Annotated in this window: 16 protein-coding genes; 5 read left to right on the forward strand and 11 right to left on the reverse strand. The window is 72.8% G+C overall.

Going from position 1 to position 21,502, the window contains the following annotated elements; all coding sequences use genetic code 11:
• Positions 1-54: 54 nt before the first annotated feature.
• The 3 genes from AC060L_RS27990 (at position 55) to AC060L_RS28000 (ending at position 6,757) form a co-directional block, all read left to right on the forward strand.
• Positions 55-3,030 (forward strand): AfsR/SARP family transcriptional regulator, encoded by a 2,976-nt coding sequence (locus tag AC060L_RS27990; protein WP_483801724.1) that lies wholly within the window; start codon positions 55-57, stop codon positions 3,028-3,030.
• 696 nt (positions 3,031-3,726) lie between these two features.
• Entirely contained in the window at positions 3,727-4,797 is a 1,071-nt protein-coding gene (locus AC060L_RS27995) for a class I SAM-dependent DNA methyltransferase (RefSeq protein WP_483801725.1), read from the forward strand.
• Between the two features lie 49 nt (positions 4,798-4,846).
• A complete protein-coding gene (locus AC060L_RS28000; RefSeq protein WP_483801726.1) occupies positions 4,847-6,757 on the forward strand; it encodes a SpoIIE family protein phosphatase in 1,911 nt (636 codons plus the stop codon).
• Positions 6,758-7,062: 305 nt separating this feature from the next.
• Here AC060L_RS28000 and AC060L_RS28005 read toward each other — a convergent pair whose 3' ends face one another.
• From AC060L_RS28005 to AC060L_RS28025, 5 genes are all read right to left on the reverse strand, one after another.
• A complete protein-coding gene (locus tag AC060L_RS28005) occupies positions 7,063-7,884 on the reverse strand; it encodes an SDR family NAD(P)-dependent oxidoreductase (protein WP_483801788.1) in 822 nt (273 codons plus the stop codon).
• Positions 7,881-9,248 carry an FAD-binding oxidoreductase gene (locus tag AC060L_RS28010; RefSeq protein WP_483801727.1) on the reverse strand — a complete coding sequence of 456 codons (1,368 nt, stop codon included), beginning with the start codon at positions 9,246-9,248 and terminating at the stop codon, positions 7,881-7,883. Before AC060L_RS28010 ends, AC060L_RS28005 begins: the two co-directional genes overlap by 4 nt.
• On the reverse strand, positions 9,248-10,189 hold the full coding sequence (locus AC060L_RS28015; RefSeq protein WP_483801728.1) for a decaprenyl-phosphate phosphoribosyltransferase: 942 nt from the start codon (positions 10,187-10,189) through the stop codon (positions 9,248-9,250). The genes AC060L_RS28010 and AC060L_RS28015 overlap by 1 nt, the downstream gene beginning before the upstream one ends.
• A complete protein-coding gene (locus AC060L_RS28020; protein ID WP_483801729.1) occupies positions 10,186-11,517 on the reverse strand; it encodes a phosphodiester glycosidase family protein in 1,332 nt (443 codons plus the stop codon). The genes AC060L_RS28015 and AC060L_RS28020 overlap by 4 nt, the downstream gene beginning before the upstream one ends.
• 210 nt (positions 11,518-11,727) lie before the next feature.
• Positions 11,728-12,684: a LysR substrate-binding domain-containing protein gene (locus AC060L_RS28025; RefSeq protein WP_483801730.1), complete on the reverse strand. Its 957-nt coding sequence runs from the start codon at positions 12,682-12,684 to the stop codon at positions 11,728-11,730.
• A 136-nt stretch (positions 12,685-12,820) separates the two neighbouring features.
• Here AC060L_RS28025 and AC060L_RS28030 point away from each other — a divergent pair, with 136 nt between their 5' ends.
• Positions 12,821-13,372 carry a peroxiredoxin gene (locus AC060L_RS28030; RefSeq protein ID WP_483801731.1) on the forward strand — a complete coding sequence of 184 codons (552 nt, stop codon included), beginning with the start codon at positions 12,821-12,823 and terminating at the stop codon, positions 13,370-13,372.
• 4 nt (positions 13,373-13,376) lie between these two features.
• On the forward strand, positions 13,377-13,910 hold the full coding sequence (gene ahpD / locus AC060L_RS28035) for an alkylhydroperoxidase, AhpD family (protein ID WP_483801732.1): 534 nt from the start codon (positions 13,377-13,379) through the stop codon (positions 13,908-13,910).
• Positions 13,911-13,932: 22 nt separating this feature from the next.
• On the opposite strand, the gene AC060L_RS28040 is transcribed toward ahpD, so the two are convergent.
• The 6 genes from AC060L_RS28040 to AC060L_RS28065 form a co-directional block, all read right to left on the reverse strand.
• The gene (locus AC060L_RS28040; RefSeq protein WP_483801733.1) at positions 13,933-14,664 is read right to left on the reverse strand and encodes an HNH endonuclease family protein; all 732 of its coding nucleotides are present in this window, start codon (positions 14,662-14,664) and stop codon (positions 13,933-13,935) included.
• A complete protein-coding gene (locus AC060L_RS28045; RefSeq protein ID WP_483801734.1) occupies positions 14,661-15,965 on the reverse strand; it encodes an AAA family ATPase in 1,305 nt (434 codons plus the stop codon). The genes AC060L_RS28040 and AC060L_RS28045 overlap by 4 nt, the downstream gene beginning before the upstream one ends.
• A gap of 9 nt (positions 15,966-15,974) precedes the next feature.
• A complete protein-coding gene (locus AC060L_RS28050; protein WP_483801735.1) occupies positions 15,975-17,600 on the reverse strand; it encodes an AI-2E family transporter in 1,626 nt (541 codons plus the stop codon).
• 201 nt (positions 17,601-17,801) lie between these two features.
• Positions 17,802-18,572 (reverse strand): aggregation-promoting factor C-terminal-like domain-containing protein, encoded by a 771-nt coding sequence (locus AC060L_RS28055; RefSeq protein ID WP_483801736.1) that lies wholly within the window; start codon positions 18,570-18,572, stop codon positions 17,802-17,804.
• Positions 18,573-19,016: 444 nt separating this feature from the next.
• Positions 19,017-20,351, reverse strand: a complete 1,335-nt coding sequence (gene phoH2 / locus AC060L_RS28060; protein WP_483801737.1) for an RNA 5'-3' helicase PhoH2 — start codon at positions 20,349-20,351, stop codon at positions 19,017-19,019.
• Positions 20,352-20,622: 271 nt separating this feature from the next.
• Positions 20,623-21,417 carry an isoprenyl transferase gene (locus AC060L_RS28065; protein WP_483801738.1) on the reverse strand — a complete coding sequence of 265 codons (795 nt, stop codon included), beginning with the start codon at positions 21,415-21,417 and terminating at the stop codon, positions 20,623-20,625.
• Between the last annotated feature and the right edge of the window lie 85 nt (positions 21,418-21,502).

Below are 21,502 nucleotides of genomic sequence, written 5' to 3' on the forward strand. Positions count from 1 at the left end.
GAGCATGGTGGGCAGCACTCAGAGGTGCGAACTCGCTGGCCATCGGGGGATCTCATGGAGCTTCAGGCAACGCCGCACAATCCCGTGCTGCGCTTCCAGGTGCTCGGGCCCGTCCAGGCCTGGCGCGACCAGCAGCCGCTCGCGCTGGGATCACCCCAGCAACAGGCCGTCCTGAGTGCCCTTCTGCTGCACCGCGGGCGCCCGGTCACCACGCAGGAGCTGGTCGACGGCCTGTGGGGCGATCGTCCGCCGCCGCAGGCGGTGGCCGCGCTGCGTACCTATGTCTCCCGGCTCCGCACGGTGGTCGAGCCCGGCCGCGAGGCGCGCAAGCCCGCGGAACTACTGGTTTCGGTGCGAGACGGATATGCCCTACGTATTCCGGACGAATCGCTCGACCTTTCGATCTTCGATTCCCGATCCATCGAAGCAGGGCAGGCCCGGCAGGCCGGCCATCCGGAGAAGGCGCACCAACTCCTCGGATCCGCACTGGAGCTGTGGCGCGGCCAGCCGCTGGCCGGGATTCCGGGGCCGTACGCGGACGCGCAGCGCCAGCGCCTGATTGATCATCAGGCGGCAGTGCGCGAGGATCGCTGTGCGATCGCGCTCGAAATCGGCCTGCATGCCGAAATTGTCACGGAATTGACTTCACTGGCCGCCGAGTACCCGCTGCGCGAACGGGTGCGCGAACTGCTGATGCTCGCGCTTTACCGGTGCGGTCGACAGGCCGAGGCGCTGAACGTGTACTCGGCGACTCGCAAGTTGCTGATCGAGGAACTCGGCGTGGAGCCCGGCACCAGCCTGGCCGCGATGCACTCGCGAATCCTGTCGGCGGACCCGACATTGATGGATGCTTCACCGGAATTCCGAGCTCCGATTTCCGAGACCGGACCGTCCGCCCCGCTCACACCCCCTGCTCAGCTGCCCGCCGACGTCTCCGATTTCAGCGGCCGCGCGGCCCTGGTGAGCGATCTGCGCGAGATCCTGCGGGCCGCCTCCGGACAGGCCGTCGTGGTGACCTCGCTGGCGGGCATCGGCGGGGTCGGCAAGACGACGCTCGCGGTGCACGTCGCGCACAGCGTCCGCGCCGAGTTCCCGGACGGGCAGCTGTACGTGGACCTGCGCGGCGTCAGCGCGACGCCCGCCGACCCGGCCGTCGTGCTGGGCGACTTCCTGTTCGCGCTGGGCGTCACCGAGGCGCCGGAGTCCTTCGAGCAGCGCGTGGTGCTGTACCGGTCGATGCTGGCCGAGCGGCGGATGCTGATCATGCTCGACAACGCGCACGACGCGGAGCAGATCGCCCCGCTGATCCCGGGCGTGGCCGGCTGCGCGGTGCTCGCGACCAGCCGGTCGCGGCTGGCCGGGATCCCGGGCGCGCACCTCTTCGACGTCGAGGAGCTGACGCCTGCGGAGGCGCTGGAGCTCTTCGGCGCGATCGCCGGGCACCACCGGGTGGAGGCCGAGCCGGAGGCCGCGCTGGCCGTCGTGAAGTCCTGCGGCTTCCTGCCGCTGGCGGTGCGCATCGCCGCCGCGCGGCTGGCGAGCCGGCCGCGCTGGACCGTCGCCGACCTGGCCCGTCGGTTAGCTGACCAGCGGCGCCGGCTGGACGAGCTGCAGCTGGGCAACCTGGCGGTGGAGACCACCCTCGGGCTCGGCTACGGGCAGCTGAACCCGGCGGAGGCGCGGGCGTTCCGGCTGCTCGCCCTGGTGGACAGCCAGGATCTGCCGTTGTCGGCCGTGGCCGCGATCCTCGGCACCTCGGAGGACGAGGCCGAGGACCTGGCGGAGGCGCTGGTCGAGGCGAACATGCTGGAGTGCTTCACGCCCGGGCGCTACCGGTACCACGACCTGCTGCGGCTGTTCGCGCAGAAGCAGCGGGAGAAGCTCGGCGACCTGGCGGACACCCAGGCCGCGCTGCTGCGGCTGCTCGCGCTGCTGGTGTCGACCGTGCGCAGTGCTACGAAAATCCTGGAGCCGGAGGACCTGCAGTTCGAGCCACTGCAGGACTCGACTCACCCCGGCGAGGAGATACCGAGTTCAGAGGCAGCGCGAAGCTGGATGCGGGCCGAACTCGGGCTGATCCTCAGCGCGATCGAGGAGTCGATCGAGGGCCCTTCAGAGATGCTGCGGCTGGCAATCGACCTGCTGATCATGCTGAACACCTTGGTGGACGAGCCGATCCACGCGCTTCGCATCCGCCGCATCCTCACGGTTGCCGGATCCGCCGCGAACGCGCGCTCCGATGACGACGCCCTGGCACGGGTGCGGTACGCCCTCGCGTTCGTCGCCTATCTGACCGGTGCGTACCCCGAAGCGGAACGATCGCTGCGCGAGTGCCTGGCGTTGCTGAACGCGGAGACGCCTGCCCTTCGTTCGGCCGCCAGCAGTCTCCTCGGCACTGTCCTCACCACGGCCAGTCGCCCCGCTGAGGCACTGCCGTTCCTGGAGGAGGCCCGCGACCTGGCCGCGACGCTCGCCGCTCTGGGCAGTGCGGCCCGGATCGAGGGCAACATCGCCCGGGTGCACCTCAAGCTGGAGCACTGGGACGCCGCCGTCGCCTCGGCCGGCTCGGCGGTGGCCACCGCCCGGACCTCCGGCAACACCCGGTGCCTCGCCGACGCGTACTACCAACTCGGCGTCGTGCTGCGGGCCACCGACTCGCCGTCCGAGGCCGCCAAGCACCTGCGTGAGGCCTACCACCTCTACCAGGACCAGCAGCAGCGCCTCTGGGAAGGGCTCGCCCTCGCCCGGCTGGCCGGCTGCCTGCTGGCGGACGGTCAGCTGGCCGAGGCTGCCGAGGCGGCCACCGAGGCGCTCGCGATCGGCAAGGAGATGGACGCCGCCTACAGCCAGGGGCTCGCCAACGCCGCTCTCGGCGAGGCGCTGATCCGGCTCGGTGACACCGAACGCGGCCTCGGGTGTCTGCACGAGGCGTACGAGATCTTCACGCGGCTCGGTGTGCCGGAGGCTCAGGCCGTCCGGAGCCTCATCGACGAGCAGCACACCGAGCCCCCGTCCACCCCCGCGCCGTGACGGGACCTGACCGAGCCCTCGCGACGGATCCCCCGAACCGTCGCCCGTAGCCACCGAGGCCCCCCCTGGGGATCCCCCGATCCCCTCGACCCCGGTGTCCCGGCTCCCCCGTGCTCCCCCGTCCTCGGGAAGCTCGTCCCCCGACGGAGTGGTATCCCCCGCAGCCCCCCGGCTGCGGGAGAACCATCTCTGCGCTTCCCCGGCGCTGAGAAGACTCTGACACCCGCTGATTGACGTTCGATAAACGCGATCAGGGCGGCGATGAACGGGCCGTCCGTACGCCCCCGACGCGGCCTGTGACCCGCCCGGTGACGCGCCCCGTGACGCGCTCTCGCGCGGCCGGCCGGCGCTCCGCCGCGCCGGTGCCGCGGCCCGCCACCCCGCGCGCCACGGCGGCGTGCGGCGCGGGCCCGCACTACCCCAGGCTGCCTCTCCGTGCCCCACTCTCCCTTGCACATTCATCCCACTGGGCACGAGTTGGCCGGAAACGGACTCCACACCGCGGTGATCGCGCATATTCTCAGAGGCCAGGCGGTAGACGCGGCAGCGGCAGGCGGCATGGACCGGCATGGTCCAGGGCCACGAACACGGGACGGAGCGGGCGCAGGCTCGACAGCGGGCGCGGAGCGGGACACCACGGCGGTCGCGACGAGTGCTCGACGGCCGGTGGCCAGGTGGGAAAGGTGCCTCTCAATCGTGACGACGGGACAGATATCGGACCCTGCCCGGGATGACACCCGCGGCGAGCCCGCCGCCGATGACGGCCGTCGCACCAGGCAACCCGTCCCGCCGGATCAGCCGAACGGGATCGACCAGCCCGATCAGCCCGGCTCGTCCGGCCCGGCCGGCTCCGCCGAGGCCGCTCCCACCGAGCCCACCCTCTCCGGAACCACCCTCTCCGGAACCACCCTCTCCGGAACCGCCCCCGCCTGCCGCAGCGCCGAGCGTGCCCTGCAGGCGCTCGCCTTCGACGCGATCGGCACCCGGTACAGCGAAGCCTTTCCCGCCAAGGCCGGCCAGCTCGCGGCCGGCCTCCGGCTGCTCGCCGAACTGCCTCCCGGTGCGCCCGTGCTGGACATCGGCTGCGGCACCGGCGATCCGACGATCCGCCAGCTCAGCGCCGGTGGGCTGGCCGTCACCGCGCTCGACCTCTCGGACGGGATGCTCACGCTGGCCCGCCAGGTGGTGCCCGGGGCCGCCGCCTACCACCGGATGGACCTCTTCGACCTCGGCACCGACCGGGCCGCGAGTGCCTGGGGCGTGCCCGGCCTCGGCCCGGCCGGCGCCGGTGGGTTCGCCGCCGCGACCGCCTTCTTCTCGCTGATCCTGCTGCCGCAGAGCGAGATCCGGCTGGTGCTGGCACGGATCAGGACCCTGCTGCGCCCGGGCGGGCTGCTCGCGCTCGGCATGGTGGAGGCCGATCTGGACCACTACCCGCTGGAGTTCCTGGGCCAGCGGATCCGGATCAGCGGGTTCCTGCGCGAGGAGCTGACCGAGCTGCTGCATCAGACCGGCTTCACGGTGGAGGTGCTGAACGGCCGCGCGTACGCACCCGCCAGCACCGCGCTGCCACCCGAGGAGCAGCTCTTCCTGCACTGTCGGCGCACGGAGGGCCGGCCGGGCAGCCGGAGCGACAGCCGGGCGGACACCCGGGCCGAGAGCCGCACCGACAGTCGCACCGACAATCGGAGCGATCGTCAGATCAATCCGAACCGCGGCATCCGCAAGACCCGCAAAGGCCGTCCCCGCAGCACCAGCACCACCTGACCGCGACCCACCCCGACGAGCAAGACCGACCACGTAAGAACGGGCAGCCGTGCGCGACCTTCCTCACTCCCAGGCCGGCCAGCCGCCCGCCGTACCGGCCCAGCGCCGGCCCCCGCCCGAGCCGCCGGCGGCCACGGCCTCGCCTGCGGACGCGCCCACGCCCGCGGCCACAGACGGCCCGGCGGCGCCGCAGCCGACCGTCCGGCAGGCCCTCACCGAACGGCTGGCCTACCTCAACAACGCCACCCGGCTGATCAACGGCAGCCTCGACCAGGCCGGCACGGTCCGCAGCCTGGCCCAGGTACTGGTCCCGCGGCTCGCCGACGCCGCCCTGGTGCACCTGTGCGAGCCGGTGGCACCGAGCGCCCGGGCCCGGGTCCGCGGGCGCGGCCGGGCGCTCACCCCCGCCACGCTGCGGCTGCACCGCGCCACCGGGACCAGGCTGGGCGGCGGGCGCCCGACCGTCACGCCGCAGCCGGACGGCCCGCTCGCCGAGGCGCTGCGGCAGGAGGGCCTCTCCGGCCCGCTGGTGCTCGGCACCGCCGAAGGCGAGCGGCTGCGGCCGCTCTTCACCGAGCTGTACGGCGCCCGCGCGCTGGCCGGCCTGTCGCGCGGCACCGCGTTGCTCGCCCTGCCGCTGCACGGCCGCGACAAACACGCGCCCGGGGCCAGGACCGACGGCGAGAAGGCGCTGGTCGGCCTGCTCGTGCTGATCCGCCGGCCACGGCCGGGCAGCAGACCGGACGGCAAGCCTGAGCCGGCCCGGTTCGACCCACCGGACGCGCAGACCGCCGTCCACCTGGCCACGCTCGCCGGCCTCGCGGTGGACACCGCGCAGCGCTACACCCGCGAGTCGGAGATCGCCGGCGAGCTGCAGCGCAGCATGCTACCCGAGAACCTGCCGCAGCCGCACGGGGTCCGGCTCGCGCACCGCTACCTGCCCGGCGAGGCCGAGGCGATGGTCGGCGGCGACTGGTACGACGCGATCCCGCTGCCCGGCAACCGGGTCGCGCTGATCGTCGGCGACGTGATGGGCCACTCGCTGACCTCGGCGGCGATCATGGGCCAGCTGCGGACCAGCGCACAGACCCTGGCCGCGCTCGACCTGCCGCCGCACGAGGTGCTCTACCACCTGGACGAGCAGGCCCAGCGGCTCGGCCGCGAACTGCACATCGCCACCTGCGTCTTCGCGGTCTACGACCCGATCGCCAACCGGCTGCTGGTCGCCAACGCGGGCCACATGCCGCCCGCGCTGATCCACCCGGACGGCCGGGCCGAGCTGCTGGAGCACCTGCCGGCCGGCGCGCCGATCGGCGTCGGCGGCGAGGACTTCGTCTCGACCGAGCTGCCCGCGCTGCCGGGCTCCGCGCTGCTGCTCTTCACCGACGGGCTGGTGGAGTCCCGCCGACGGCCGATCAGCACCGGCCTGGAGCGGCTGCGCGAACGGCTCTCCACCGCGCACCAGCACTCGCCCGAGCAGCTCTGCCAGGAGGCGCTGCGGATCCTCCCGCCCGGCGAGCGGGGCGACGACATCGCGCTGCTGGCGGCCGCGTTCGACGGCATCCCGGCCGAGGACGTCGCGTACTGGTACCTCCAGCCCCGGCACGAGACGCCGGGGCGGGCGCGCCGGCTGGTCGGCCACGCGCTGCGCCGGTGGGGGTTGGAGGCGCTGGTCGAGAACACCGAGCTGATGGTCAGCGAGCTGGTGACCAACGCGGTCCAGCACGCCAAGAAGCCGGTGACGCTGCGGCTGGTCCGCACCTCGGTGCTGCGCTGCGAGGTCGGCGACGACAGCGCCCAGCTGCCGCGCCGCCGCAAGGCCGGGCCGGACGACGAGCGCGGGCGCGGGCTGGAGCTGGTCGCCAAGTGCGCGGAACGCTGGGGCTCGACCCGGCTCGGCGGCGGCAAGGTGGTCTGGTTCGAACAGCGGCTCCCGCTGCGGGTGGTCACCGGCGGCTAGGGCCTGTCGTCAAACCCCCTTCGTCGCCCGAAGGGCGGCTTGGCGGCGTCAGGCGCGTTCCCCCAGCCTTCGGCCGGGAGGTGCCCCCATTCGGCGTGCCGGGCGCAGGCCCTCGTACTGGACGTACTTGGGCCTGTGCCCGGTGCGGCGAGAGTGCGTGCATGGCGTCGCCGAGCAGAAGGGGGTCTGACGACAGGCCCTAGGACCTGCCGAGCGGACCGGGTCTGCCCGGCGCGGGGCGGGGCAGACCCGGTGTTCGGGGGCCGGTGTTCGGGGACCGGTGGGCGGGACGGCCCGGCCGGGCGTCAGCGGGGCAGCCGGCGCCAGAGCGGGCGGGGCAGCAGCCGCAGCACGGCGGAGAGCACCGCCAGCTTGCGCGGGATCCACACCACGCCCGCGCCGCGCGCGACCGCCGCCGCGACCGCCGCGCCGACGGCGGGCGCGGTGGTGGCGGCCGGGGCCGGTGGCATGCCGTCCGTCATCCGGCCGATCACGAAGCCCGGCCGGACCAGCAGCACCCGCACCCCGCTGCCGTGCAGCGAGTCGGCCAGGCCACCGGCGAACGCGTCCAGGCCGGCCTTCGCGGCGCCGTAGACGAAGTTGGCCTTGCGCGGCCGGACGGCGGCGACCGAGGAGAGCACCACGATCAGTCCGCGCCGCTGGGCGCGCAGGTGCGGGACGGCCGCGAGCAGCGTGGTGACGTGGCCCGTCAGGTTCGTCTCGATCAGCCGGCCGGCCGCGGCCGGATCGGCGTCGAGCACCTCCTGCGGGGTCAGGATCCCGGCGGCCGAGACGACCAGGTCGATCGGCCCGGTCGCGAACAGCGCGTCCACCAGCTGCCGGTGGGAGTCGAGCGCGGTCGCGTCGTACGGCACGGTACGGACGGTGTACGGCAGCGCGGCACCGAGCTCGGCCATCCGCTGCTCGTCGCGGCCGGCCAGCACGACCTCGGAGCCGGGCGGGGCGTCGAGCGCCTTGAGGATCTCGTGGCCGATCTCGCTGCCGCCGCCGAGCAGCAGGATCCGGCCCGGCTGCCGATGCCGGGTGGTGCCGGGAGTGGTGCCGGGAGTGGGGGTGGGGGTGGGGGTGGGGGTGGGAGTGAGCGCGGGCGTGGTCTTCGTGGTCATGGACACAGGCCCAGTCTCCTGCCCAGGTCCGAGCGGAGCCTGTCAGCGGGGTCGAGACGGGCGCGTGTCGCGCGCCAGTCCTCCAGTGGGCCGTACATCGCGGTGAACGCGGCGCGGCCGAGCCGGGCGTCCTTGGCCAGGTAGACCCGGCCGCCGGCCTCGGCCACCCGCTCGTCGAGCCGGTTCAGCACGCCGCGCAGCCGGCCCCGGGCCGCCGCGTTGCCGACCGGCAGGTCGATGGCGAGCGAGAAGCCCGGCAGCGGGAACGAGAGCGGGCCGATGCCCGCCCGCCCGAAGCGCTTCACGGTGCCCAGGAACGGTGCCGCGCCTGCCAGTTGCAGCGTGCGCAGCACCTCGCCGAGCAGCCCGCTCGCCGCGTCCGGCACCACGAACTGGTACTGCAGGAAGCCGCGCGGCCCGATCGCCCGGTTCCACTCGTGCACGGCGTCCAGCCGGTGGAAGAACTCGGGCAGCGACTGGACGGCGGTCCGCTCCCGGGGCGCGCGGCGGTACCAGAGCTCGTTGAAGGCGCGGGCGGTGAGCGGGCTGAACGGGCCGACCGGCAGCCGGGGCGCGCGCGGCGCCGGCTTGGGCGCATAGCGAAGCGATCCGGTGGGGCCGTCGTCGTGGTCGCCGAGGTCCACGATCCCGCGGCCGAGCGAGCGGCCGCGCGCGGTGGTGTCGATCCAGGCGACCGAGTACCGGCTGTCGGCCGCGTCCAGTTCGCCGAGCAGCGCGTCCAGGTCGCCCGCGCGCCGCGAGGTGACCCGGATCCCGGTGCCGGAGATCGGGATCAGCCGGATGGTCGCCGCGAGGATCACACCGGTCAGGCCCATGCCGCCGACCGTCGCGCGGAACGCCTCCGGATCCTGGTCCGGCGTCAGCAGCCGCACCTGCCCGGTGCCGTCGAGCAGTTCGACGCTCTCCAGCCAGTCGCCGAGGCTCCCGTCGGCCCGCTGGTTCTTGCCGTGCACATCGGCCGCCACCGCGCCGCCGACGGTGAGCCGGCGGGTGCCGGGGAGCACCGGGAGCAGCAGCCCCGCGGGCACCACCGTGGCCAGCACCTGGCCGAAGGTGGCCGATCCGGCGGCCCGCACCGTGCCGCCCAGGCGGTCGAGTTCGACCAGGCAGCCGGTGGCGGGCGCCAGCACCACGCCGCCCGCGTTCTGCGCGGCGTCGCCGTAGCTGCACCCGGCGCCGCGCGCGAGCAGGCCGCGCTCCAGCCCGCCGCCGGCCAGCAGCGCGGCCAACTCCTCGGCGGCCAGCGGTCCGAGCACCTCGCTGCGACTGCCGGTGCTTCGGCCCCAGCCCTGCAGGAGCCGCAACTGCGGCTCGCCGGGGATCACTTGCGCAGTTCGTTCCATCATCCCGTTCCCGCCGCGACGAAGAGCACCAGCCAGACCGACTCACAGGCCAGCATCGGCCCGTCGCGGGTGATCAGGTCCTCGACGCGGGCCATCGTAGTGCGACCGGTCAGCCGGTCGAAGCGGATCAGTGTCGCGGTGAGCGGGATCATCGTCACCAGGTGGCAACCGACCGCCCAGGACGACCCGTTGAGCAGCGCCCAGCTCAGGTAGGCGCCGATCATCGCGACCCCCACCGCCCGCTGGGCGAACCGCAGCCCGCCGGTCGTGTAGCGGCGCAGCGACGGGCGGTGGGCGGCGGCCGCGCCGCCGAGGCCGGCAAGTTCGGTGTACCGCTTGGAGATCGCCACCAGCAGCGCGCCGAGACTGCAGACCAGCACGAACCAGCCGGACGGCTCCACCCGGGCGGCGGCCGCACCACCGATCGCCCGCAGCACGAACCCGGATGCCACCATGGTGAGTTCGAGCACCGGCAGGTGCTTGAGAGTGGCGGAGTAGAGGAACGACAGCGCCAGGTAGCCGATCAGGCAGGCGGCCAGCGGGCCGCTGCGTATGGTCAGCGAACCGGCCACCGCGAGCAGCGCGAAGACCACCGCCAGCGCGAGCGCGTGCCGCTCGGGCAGCTCGCCGCTGGCCACGGGGCGGGTCCGCTTGTCCGGGTGGCGCCGGTCGCGCTCGGCGTCGACCACGTCGTTGACGAAGTAGACGGCGCAGGAGGCCAGCGTGAAGGAGGCGAAGGCGACTGCGGCGGGGCCCATGCCCTCGATCCGGCCGCGGTCGGCCGCGGCCACCGGGGCCGCGAAGACCAGCAGGTTCTTCGGCCACTGCCGGGGCCGTGCGGTGCGCAGCACCGCGCGCGGCCAGCCGAACCGGGCGGTGCGGACGGCACTCGGCAGCGGCTCCAGCTCGGGCGCCGGCAGCACCGGCTGCTGCGCGGTCACCGGGTGTACACCGCGGTGAAGTCGCGACTGGTCGGCTCGAAGTACCGGTCGGCGGGCCGCTCCTGGTCGGGCAGCAGCTTGGTCGGCGTGAGGGCCGCCGGGTCCGCGCCCTGCTGGTAGTAGTTGAACGACATCCAGGCCGGGTTGATGTCGAGCTGCATCGCCTGGACGCAGCCGGCCTGGTGCAGCAGCTCGGCCAGCGTGCGGACCGACAGCGCCGGGCCGTAGGCGTAGATCAGCCGGCCGTCCGCGGTGATGCCGGCGCCGGAGCGCCAGACGAAGAACTTGCCGCCGATGGTCAGGCCCCAGCCGCTCTCCACGTCCCGGTCCACGTCGCTCGGCACGGTCGAGTGGTCGACGATCAGCCGCAGGTTCTGCCGCACGCCCACCACATCGGGGCCCATCGAGACCTCGTCGCCCCAGGTCCCGACGGTGGTGTGGCCGTCCTTGTAGAAGACGAGCGAGGCGGCGCCGTCGCGCAGCGTGCCGTGCGTGATGCCGTTGAGGTAGAAGCCGCCGCCGGCCTCGGCGACCTTGAAGCCGCCGTTGAAGCTGGCCAGCAGGCCGTCCCGGGCCTCCGGCGGGATGTTCGGCGGCACGCCCCAGTCGTCCGGGCCCGGGTCGTCGGTGCCCGGGTGCAGCTGGAACCGGACCAGCCGCTGGTCCATCGAGACCACGCCGGCCACGTACGAGGTGTGCTCGGAGTCGGGGCGCAGCAGCGCGCTCTGGACGGACGGGACGCCGCGGGAGGTGCCGATCACCTGCCAGTTGCCCTCGCCGGGCAGCGGGTCGCCGGCCGGCGAGACGAGCGGGGCCGGATTGATCGGCTCGATCGCCGGCGCCCCCGACTTCTGGTTCTCGGCGGCCCGGACGGCGGCGGCCGAGGCGGACTGCTCGGGGGTCAGGCCGATCGGGCCGAGCGCGATGGTGGGCCGGCCGCCGACCTTGGGCGGGTGCATCTTGTACTGCGCCGTCTCCAGGCCGGTGACCAGCGGGCCGAGGTGGTGGTCGCGGGCCCACTCGGCGATCCGGGCGACGTTGCTGTCCTTGCCGGGGGCGAGCAGGGCCGAGCCGATCGAGTAGCCGAGCCAGATCATGAAGACCAGCAGCAGGCTGAGCACGACCTGCACCGGGCGCCTGCGCAGCAGCCCGCGCAGCCGCCCCCGGCCGCGCTTGGGCTTGGACTCGCGCTCGGACTCGCGCTGGGACTCGCGCTGGGGCTTGCGATCGGGCTGGTGATCGGGACTGGGATCGGACTGGTCCCGGGCCGCCTCGACATCCTCGGTGTCGATCAGCCGGTCCGCTTCGGGTTCGGTCGACGAGGCCACGCCACTCTCTCCCTGCAAAGGAACTGTCTGGCGTGCTCAAGCTCACCCCGGAGCGGGCGGGGCGGCGACGCGGTGACAGCACGGGGAAAGAGGGCCGAAGAGGAGGGGCGAGGGCCCTTCGCGACGTCATGGAACGGGGCTGGTATCGAGATTGACGGATCGTCAGATATTCATATGATCACTGCTTTGATCACCCGGACGGGCGCACCCCTACGAGCCGACGATCCGCACCGGCAGCTCGCCGAGCACCGCGCGCAGCGAGTCGGCGAAGCGGTCGTACTCGGCGGCGCGGGCCGAGTTCGGACGGGTGGCCAGGCCGATCCGGCGGCCCGGCGCCGGATTGGCGAACCAGACGGCGCCCAGCCGGTCGGTGCGGCCCGACTCGACCTCCAGCGCGGTGGCCGGCAGCAGCGTGGTGCCGAGCCCGCCCGCCACCAGCTGGACCAGCGTGGAGAGCCCGGCGGCCCGGGTCGAGCCTCCGCCGGCCTCGGCGCCGACCTCACGGCAGAGGTCGATCGCCTGGTCGCGCAGGCAGTGGCCCTCCTCCAGCAGCAGCACGTCCAGGTCGAGCAGCACGTCGCGCGGCACGCCGGTGTGCCCGGCCAGCGGGTGCCCGGGCGGCGTGACCAGCACGAAGTCCTCGTCGAAGAGCGGGATGTCCCGGGTCGGCGCGGCGCCACCGGCCGGCAGTGCGAGCAGCAGCAGGTCAAGCCGGCCGGCCGCCAGCCCCTCCAGCAGCGAGGGGGTGCGCTCCTCGTGGACGTGCAGTTCGAGGTCGGGGTACTGCTCCCGGACCAGCCGCAGCACGGTCGGCAGCAGGTACGGCGCGACGGTCGGGATCACGCCGAGGTGCAGCGGGCCGGTGAACGGACGGCGGGCCGCCTCGACCTCCTCGGTGAGCTCGTGCAGCGCGGCCAGCACCCGGCGCGCGTGCGCGGCCACCCGCTCGCCCAGCGGGGTGATGATGACCTTGCGTGTCGTACGCTCCACGAGCTGCGCGCCGAGCGTCTCCTCCAGCGCGGCGAGCGCGCCGGAGAGCGCGGGCTGGCTGGTGCCGATGGCGGCGGCGGCCTCGCGGAAGTGCAGGTGCTCGGCGACGGCGGCGAACGCGCGCAGCTGTGCGACCGTGGGGGTTCTGGGCCTGTGATGCTGGGTATTGATAGCCATCTCCGATCAGATGGATCGAGTCTAGCTATTTCCGTGATCAGTCCGCCCTGTGTCACTGTTGGGTCACGTCGGGATGCGTCGAATCATAGGCAATCCGGACAGAGACCCTCATTTTCCACACCCAGGAGAAGCGAACGTGCTCACGATCGGTGACAAGTTCCCCGAGTTCGACCTCAAGGCCTGCGTCGACCTCGACGCCGCGAACGCCTTCGCCGACATCAACCACAAGTCCTACGAGGGCAAGTGGAAGATCGTTTTCTTCTGGCCGATGGACTTCACGTTCGTCTGCCCGACCGAGATCGCCGCGTTCGGCAAGCTGAACGAGGAGTTCGCCGACCGTGACGCGCAGATCCTGGGCGTCTCCGGCGACTCGGAGTTCGTGCACCACGCCTGGCGCAAGGACCACGCCGACCTGCGTGACCTGCCCTTCCCGATGCTGGCCGACATCAAGCACGAGCTGATGCAGGCGTGCGGCGTCGAGGGTGCGGACGGCACCGCCCAGCGCGCCGTCTTCATCGTGGACCCGAACAACGAGATCCAGTTCGTCATGGTGACCGCCGGCTCCGTCGGCCGTAACCCCAAGGAGGTCCTGCGGGTGCTGGACGCCCTGCAGACCGACGAGCTGTGCCCGTGCAACTGGACCAAGGGCGAGGACACGCTGGACGCGGCCGCCCTGCTGGCCGGCTGACCCGATGGCGCTCGACGACCTGAAGGCGGCGCTGCCCGAGTACGCCAAGGACCTCAAGCTCAACCTGAGCGCGGTCATCGGCAACTCGGACCTGCCCGTCCAGCAGCTCTGGGGCACCGTGTTCTCCTGCGCGATGGCGACCGGCAGCAAGCCGGTGCTGACGCAGCTGGAGCCGCAGGCCCGTGAGCTGCTCTCCGAGCAGGCGTACACCGCCGCGAAGGCCGCCGCGGCCATCATGGCGATGAACAACGTCTACTACCGCACGACGCACCTCCTCTCGGACCACGAGGAGTACCAGAAGCTGCGCACCGGCCTGCGGATGAACATCATCGGCAACCCGGGCGTGGACAAGCTGGACTTCGAGTTCTGGTGCTTCGCGGTCTCCGCGATCAACGGCTGCGGCCAGTGCCTGGACTCGCACGAGCAGGTGCTGCGCAAGGCCGGCGTGGACCGCGAGACGATCCAGGTCGCGATCCGGATCGCCGCCGTCGTTCAGGCCGTCGCCTCGGTGCTGGACGCCGAGGCCGCGCTGGCCTGAGGCCGCACGGCTTGGCACCACGTCACCGCCTGATGGGGCTCCACTTCTCCAAGTGGGGCCCCATCAGCATGTCCAGGCCCGCCACCGTCTCGGCGCCGAAGACCAGCGCCGCCCGGGGCGCGGTGCGCAGCCGCAGCATCTCGTAGAGCACGTCCGCGAACGGCTGGACGGCGAGCGCCTGGGCCACCGCCGCGGCCTCCGCGCGGTCCCCCGCCGCCGACACGTGCGCCAGGTCGCGCAGCATCGAACGGCAGCGCACGTACGCCTGCGCGCGCCCCCGCTCCAGCACCGGGCGGTCCAGGCCGAAGATCCGGATCGTCTCGCGGCCCTTGGGGGTGCGCGGGCGGTACGCGCCGGTGGCGAGCACCAGGTCGAGGTGGTCGGCCGGCTCGTCGGCGGTCGGGTCGATCAGCAGCGCGCGGCCGCGCCGGTCGGTCGGGTAGAGGTCGCGCTTCTGGTTGCTGTTGCAGTACGCGCAGGCCCACAGGTGGTTGAGCCAGTCGAAGGCGCGCTGTGGGGCCATCGCGATCGGCTGGAAGTGGTCGATGCTGGTGCCCTCGCTGTCCCCGCAGTACATGCAGCGGGACAGCCCGGCGGCCATCGCGACCAGGTGCGTGCTCAGGTCGCGGCGGATCGTGCGGCTGTCGCGCCACAGCTCGCGGGCGCCGCCGCGGTGGTCGGCCAGCCGCTCGGCGCGGGCGGTCAGCCGCGCGGTCAGCTCCTCGGGTAACGGCCGGCGCTGGAGCGGGATCATCTGGGGCGTCCCAGCCGGGCCGAGACCTCGTCCACCCGCGCGCTCAGCGAGCTCATCAGCTTGTCCGTCAGCTCCTGGTACTCCGCGAGCTCCTCGTCGGTGGACTCACCGGAGAGCACCCGGCCCTCCAGGTCGCCGATCCGGCGGCGGGCGTCCTCGGCCCGCGCGGAGTACGGGGACTCCAGGCCGAACAGCTCGGAGAGCACCGCGTCGTCGCCGCTGCCGTAGACGATCCGCCGGTACAGCTCCTCGCTCACCGGCTGCGGCGGGGCGTCCTCGTCCAGGCCCGCTATCCGGATCAGCCCACCGGGATCGGCGGCCTGGCAGATGTACGGACTGTGCGTCGAGACGATGAACTGCACCCGGGGGAAGTGCGCCTTGAGCCAGGGGCCGATCCGCTGCTGCCAGCTGACGTGCAGGTGCGCGTCGATCTCGTCGATCAGCACCACGCCCGGCAGCGTGATCGCGCCGGACGCGTCCTGGGTGAGGCTGCCGTAGCAGTTCTGGAACTGGCGGACCAGGTCGAGCACCAGTGCGGCGACCGTGCGGTAGCCGTCGCTCAGCTCGCGCAGCGCGAAGTCGGGGCCGTCGCCGCGCCGGATCCACAGGCCGTCCGAGTCCACCCGGGAGATCCCGAAGCCGTCCGGCAGCAGGCCGTCCGAGAGCAGGCTGCTGACCACGTCCAGCGTCTCCTGGGCGCCCGGGCGGCCTTCGAGTCGGCGGACGTGCTGGTCGACCAGCCAGGAGACGCCCTCGGCGAGCGAGGCCTCCTCGTGGAAGAGCGTGGCGAGCCGGCCGACCGGGCCGGCCGAGAGCATCAGCCGCTGGCTCTCGCCGGCGCCGCCGAGCAGCCGGCGGAACGGGCCGTAACCGGCGAAGAACCAGCCGCGCGGGTTCTCCGCCCACGGCCCGCGCTCGGGGCTGGCCGAGCCGAAGGTGGTCAGCTCGGGGCGCGGGCCGCCGCTGGCCGGGAGGGTCCACTCCAGCCCGAGCTTCAGGTCGTACTTGGGCGCCTTGCCGCTGCCCGCGAGCCGGTCCACCGACCAGTCGGGGCGGACGAACGCCTGCACCCAGCCGGAGCGTTCACCCGCCGTGATCCAGCCGGAGAAGTCGCTGACCAGGCTGCGCGCGACCGAGGGGCCGCCGAGCGCGAGCGCGAGCGCGCGCAGCAGCGTCGTCTTTCCGGCGCCGTTGCGGCCGGCCAGCACCGTCCAGCCGGCCTGCGGGAGTTCCAACTGCCGTACCTCGCGGGCCGGCGTGAAGCCCCGGATACCCGAGATGCCCAGCCTGGTGACATACATGACGCCACTTTAGGAGCCTGCGGGCCGCTCCGGGGAGTGGTCGGGCGCAGACTCCGTGCGATCCGCCGGATCCGCCGGATCCAGCGGGGTGACCGGCTCGGCCGAGCGCGTCGCGACGGCCACGGCGGACGCTTCGCCCTGCTGGGACGGCTGGGGCTGCGCTGCCTGCTGCGACTGCTCTGACGGGGACGGGTGGGGCTGGTCGGGCTGGTGGGTCTCCGCCTGGTGGGCTTCGGCCTGGTGGGCCGCCTCCTCCTGGGCCGCCTCCAGCGCGACGAACACCTCGTCGGCCGCCGCGTTGCGCCGGCGCAGGTGGCCGACCACGGTGTTGGTCACCGCGATCAGCGGCACCGCGACGATCGCGCCGCCGATCCCGCCGATGATCGAGCCGGACGCCACGCCGAGCACCACCGCGAGCGGGTGCACCCGCACCGCCCGGCCCAGGATCAGCGGTTGCAGCAGGTGTCCCTCGATCTGCGCGACGGCCACCAGCACCACCACCACCATCAGCGGCGTGTAGATGGTGTGGCTGGTCACCAGCGCGACGAGCACCGCCAGCGTGCCGGTGACCAGCGCGCCGACCAGCGGCACGAACGCGCCGAGGAAGATGATCACCGCGAGCGGCATCGCCAGCGGCACCCCGAGCAGCTGGATGCCGATCCCGATGCAGAGCGCGTCGATGAACGCGACGGCCACCGTGCCGCGCACGTACGCGGTGAGCGTGGCCCAGGCCTTCGGCCCGGCGCCCGCCATCGCGTACCGGGACTGCTGGGGCAGCCCGCGCAGCGCCCAGCTCCAGATCCGGGCGCCGTCGTAGAGCAGGAAGTACGTGGTGAAGGCGGCCAGCAGCACGCCGGTGATGACCTGGACCACGATGCCGACGGTGGTGAAGCCGAACGAAGTGATCTGCGCGGTGTTGGTGCCGATCACGGCCTGGAGCTGCTTGGTGAAGTCCGACAGCTGCCCCTGGGTCAGGTGCATCGGGCCCTTGAGCAGCCAGTTGTGCATCGTCTGGACGCCCTGCTGGGCCCGGCTGGAGACGCTGTTGATGTTCGTGGTGACCTGCCAGAACACGAACCAGCCGACCAGCCCGATGCTCGCCAGGCCGGCCAGGAAGGTCCCCAGCGCCGCAAGCGAGCGCGGCACACCGCGCCGGCGCAGCCAGGAGACGGTCGGCTCCAGCAGCGCCGAGATCAGCACACCGGCCAGCAGCGCGAAGGCGACCAGGCGGAGCGTGTCTACCACGTAGAAGATCACGTAGAGCGCGACGCCGAGCAGCAGCAGCCGCCAAGTGGACTCGGCGGCCACCCGCAGACCCCACGGCACCGCCTCGGCGGGCGTGGCCGGGCGGCCCGGGTGCCGATCGCGGTGCGGGTAGAACTCGCGCGACGGCGCCGGCGCCGGAACGGCGGCCGCCGTTTGCGCGACGGCCTGCTCCTGCGCCTGGGTCGCCACGGTGGAGACCGCCCCGGCCGCGGCCGGCGCGGCGGCTGCCGGACGCGGCGCGGGCAGCTGCTCGGCGGGACGGGCCGACGGCGCGTCAGCCGGTCCGGCGGCCCCGGCCGCCGCGGCCTGCTCCGCCGCCTCAGCCCGGCGTGCCGCAGCGCGGCTCAGCGCGGATGCTCCCCGGGCCACAGCTCTGAGAGCACCGCGACCGGCCTGTCCGTCCCGTGCCATTGCGCGGTCCTCCGTTGACTGCCGCTTTTCCTGGACTTTCCCCATGACGCTACCCGGACCGGGTGACGCTATGACCAACGGGCCCCGAAAAACAGCGAAGCCCCCGGCCAGGGGGCCGGGGGCTGACGCCGGTGGTTCCGACTGGTGTCCAGGACGGGCCTAGTACCAGCTGTGGGCCTGCCAGAACGACCAGGCGCCGCAGGGGCTGCCGTAACGGTCGTTCATGTAGCCGAGGCCCCACTTGATCTGGGTCGCGGGGTTGGTCCGCCAGTCCGAGCCGGCCGAGGCCATCTTCGAACCCGGCAGCGCCTGCACCAGGCCGTAGGCACCGGAGCCCGCGTTGGTGGCCGTGTAGTCCCAGCCGCTCTCGCGCGTCACGATGTTGCTGAAGCACTGGAACTGGCTGCTCGACATCATCGAGGCCGCGATCGACTGCGCCGAGCCGGTGGGCACCGAGGTGGCCGGGGCCGAGTCGGTGGTGGCGGCGGAAGCGGCGGCGAGCGCGGAGACGGCCTTCGCACGGGCGGCAGCCTGCGCGTCGGCGGCGGCCTTCGCGTCAGCGGCGGCCTTGGCATCGGCAGCGGCCTTCGCCTGCGCGTCGGCGGCAGCCTTCGCGTCAGCGGCGGCCTTGTCCGCGTCGGCCTTCGCCTGCGCGTCGGCAGCGGCCTTCTGGCGCGCGGCCTCCTCGGCAGCCTTCTTGGCCGCAGCATCGGCGGACGCCTGCTGGGCGGACGCCTGCTGGCTGATGTCATCGCTGATGGTCTGCGCGGTGGCAGGTGACGGGACGTCCGCGAGCAGGGTCGCTCCTGCGACGTCGACCGCCTGAACCGGCTTGGCCTCGCTACCCGAAGCCACACCAACGACTGCACCAACGGCGGTGACGGCGGTGGCGGAGGCCACAGCGACTCCCCGGACCGAGATCCGAGTCACATGGTTTCCTTCCAGCGTCGCCACGCGTGACCGTGCGGGCGCAACATGCCCCTGGTCACTGGCCTCCACCTGCACTGGTCACGGGAGACACGGGCCCGGTGCCCGCCACCGGACCAGCCGGTGCGGACAGGGTGTTCGGGCGGCGTACGGTCCGTCGATATTGAGTTGACGCCCAAACCTCGGGCCGTACGCGGGGCCTGACAGAACCCACACCATGCCGCAAGGTGACGCAGGTGCGCAATTCCCGGTTGCGTGGCGAAGCTCACATCCGTCAGGACGGCCGGAATTGATCGCCCTCTGGACATCGGACCGTGCGATGTGATGACGATCCGCCCGGCTCGGACCAGCGGTCGGGAGCCGGGCGGATCGTTCGCACGCACCGGAATGCGCGCCGTGTTCAACTGGGGTCGCCCTACGGACGGGTGGGCCGCCCGCGGAGCCGGACTACGGCTGGATGTCCTCCAGCATTTCGGTCACCAGCGCCGCGATCGGGGAACGCTCGGAGCGGGTGAGGGTGATGTGCGCGAAGAGCGGGTGCCCCTTCAGCTTCTCGACCACGGCCACCACGCCGTCGTAGCGGCCGACCCGCAGGTTGTCGCGCTGCGCCACGTCGTGGGTGAGCACCACCCGCGAGCCCTGGCCGATCCGGGAGAGCACGGTGAGCAGCACGTTGCGCTCCAGCGACTGCGCCTCGTCCACGATCACGAACGCGTCGTGCAGCGAACGCCCCCGGATGTGGGTCAGCGGCAGGACCTCCAGCATCCCGCGGGAGATCACCTCTTCGATCACGGCGGGCGTGGTGACCGCGCCCAGGGTGTCGAAGACCGCCTGCGCCCAGGGGCTCATCTTCTCCGACTCCGAACCGGGCAGGTAGCCCAGCTCCTGGCCGCCGACCGCGTACAGCGGGCGGAAGACCATCACCTTGCGGTGCTGCCGGCGCTCCAGCACGGCCTCCAGGCCCGCGCAGAGCGCGAGCGCGGACTTGCCGGTGCCGGCCCGGCCGCCGAGCGAGACGATGCCGACCTCGGGGTCGAGCAGCACGTCCAGCGCGACCCGCTGTTCGGCGCTGCGGCCGCGCAGGCCGAACGCCTCGCGGTCGCCGCGGACCAGCTTGACCCGGCCGTCCACGGTGACCCGGCCCAGCGCGCGCCCCCGCTCGGAGCTGAGCACCAGTCCGGTGTGCACCGGGAGCTCCTCGGCCCCCTCGACCTCCACGGCGGCGTCGTGCGGCGCGCCGAAGAGTTCGTCCACCTGGTCGGCGGCGACGGGCAGTTCGGACATTCCGGTCCAACCGGACGTGATCGCGAGCTCGGCCCGGTACTCCTCGGCGAGCAGGCCGACGGCACTGGCCTTGATCCGCATCGGGAGGTCCTTGGAGACGACGGTGACGTCGTACCCCTCGGCCTGGAGGTTGCGGGCCACCGCGAGGATCCGGGCGTCCGCCTCGCCGCCGCCGACCCGGTAACCGGCCGGCAGCACCGACGGGTCCGAGTGGTTGAGCTCGACGCGGATCGAACCGCCGATCTCGCCGACCGGGATGGGCTCGTCGAGCCTCCCGTAGCGGACCCGGTAGTCGTCCAGCAGGCGCAGGGCCTGGCGGGCGAAGTAACCCAGCTCGGGGTGGTGGCGCTTGGCCTCCAGCTCCGTGACGACAACCACCGGGAGTACGACTTCGTGCTCCTCGAAGCGCGTCATGGCGAGCGGGTCGGCCAACAGCACGCTGGTGTCGAGGACGTACGTGCGCCGGTCTGGTGTCCGGCGGCTCTTGGTACTGACCACTTGGCCTCCAGGGCGGGTGACCCTGCGTCACCCGCGGTCACCGGCCCCCGCGACCCCGATGGGCAGGGTTCCGGTCTCTCCCATAGGTATGCCCTTGAGAGGGGGTCGGCATGCCGCCGGAGGCGAACTGCGAGATCACTCCTGATGAACGTTTGGCCCTGGTGGGTGCGGGGGTACCTCGTGCTGGAAGATCGGGTTCCGGTTCGACCCGGAGCCCGAACTGGGCCGGACCGAACCGGTCATGGCCCGACCCAGCCAAGCCCAGCCGGACCTAGCCGCCGTAGCGGCGGTTGCGGTCGCCGTACGCACGCAGCGCGCGCAGGAAGTCGACCTTGCGGAAGGCCGGCCAGTACGCCTCGCAGAAGTAGAACTCGCTGTGCGCGCTCTGCCAGAGCAGGAAGCCGGAGAGCCGCTGCTCGCCCGAGGTCCGGATCACCAGGTCCGGGTCGGGCTGACCCTTGGTGTAGAGGCGCTCGGCGATGTGCTCGACGTCCAGGATCTCGGCCAGCTCCTCGATCGAGGTGCCGCGCTCGGCGTGCTCCAGCAGCAGCGAGCGGACCGCGTCGGCGATCTCGTGCCGACCGCCGTAGCCGACCGCGACGTTGACCGTGATGCCCTCCAGGTGCTCGGTCGCGACCGCGGCGCTCTTGAGGATCTCGGCGGTGTGACTCGGCAGCACGTCCAGAGCGCCGACCGGGCGGATCTTGTAGCGCTTGGTCTCCGCCAGCTTGGTCACCGCGTCCTCGATGATGCCGAGAAGTGCGACCAGCTCGTCCGCCGTGCGGGACATGTTGTCGGTGGAGAGCATCCAGAGCGTGACGACCTCGATGTTGGTCTCGTCGCACCAGCCGAGGAACTCGGTGATCTTGTCGGCGCCGCGCTGGTGGCCGAACGCGGCGCTGCCGCCGCTCGCCTTTGCCCAGCGCCGGTTGCCGTCCATGATCACGCCGACATGGTGCGGCGCCCGGTCCAGATGGGCCTCGACCCGCTGTCCGTAGACGCGGTACATGCCGCCGAGCAGAGTCCGCAGACCCGGCGTGCGGTCAACGAGATCGCGCAGACCCATGGTGCTTCAGCCCCTCCGGCTCATATCCCCCCTGGTCCCCCAGCCCTCCTGCCACGGGTCCGGGGGCAGCCTACTCCGGCGCGCT

It is taken from the genome of Kitasatospora sp. NEAU-69 (assembly GCF_057158765.1).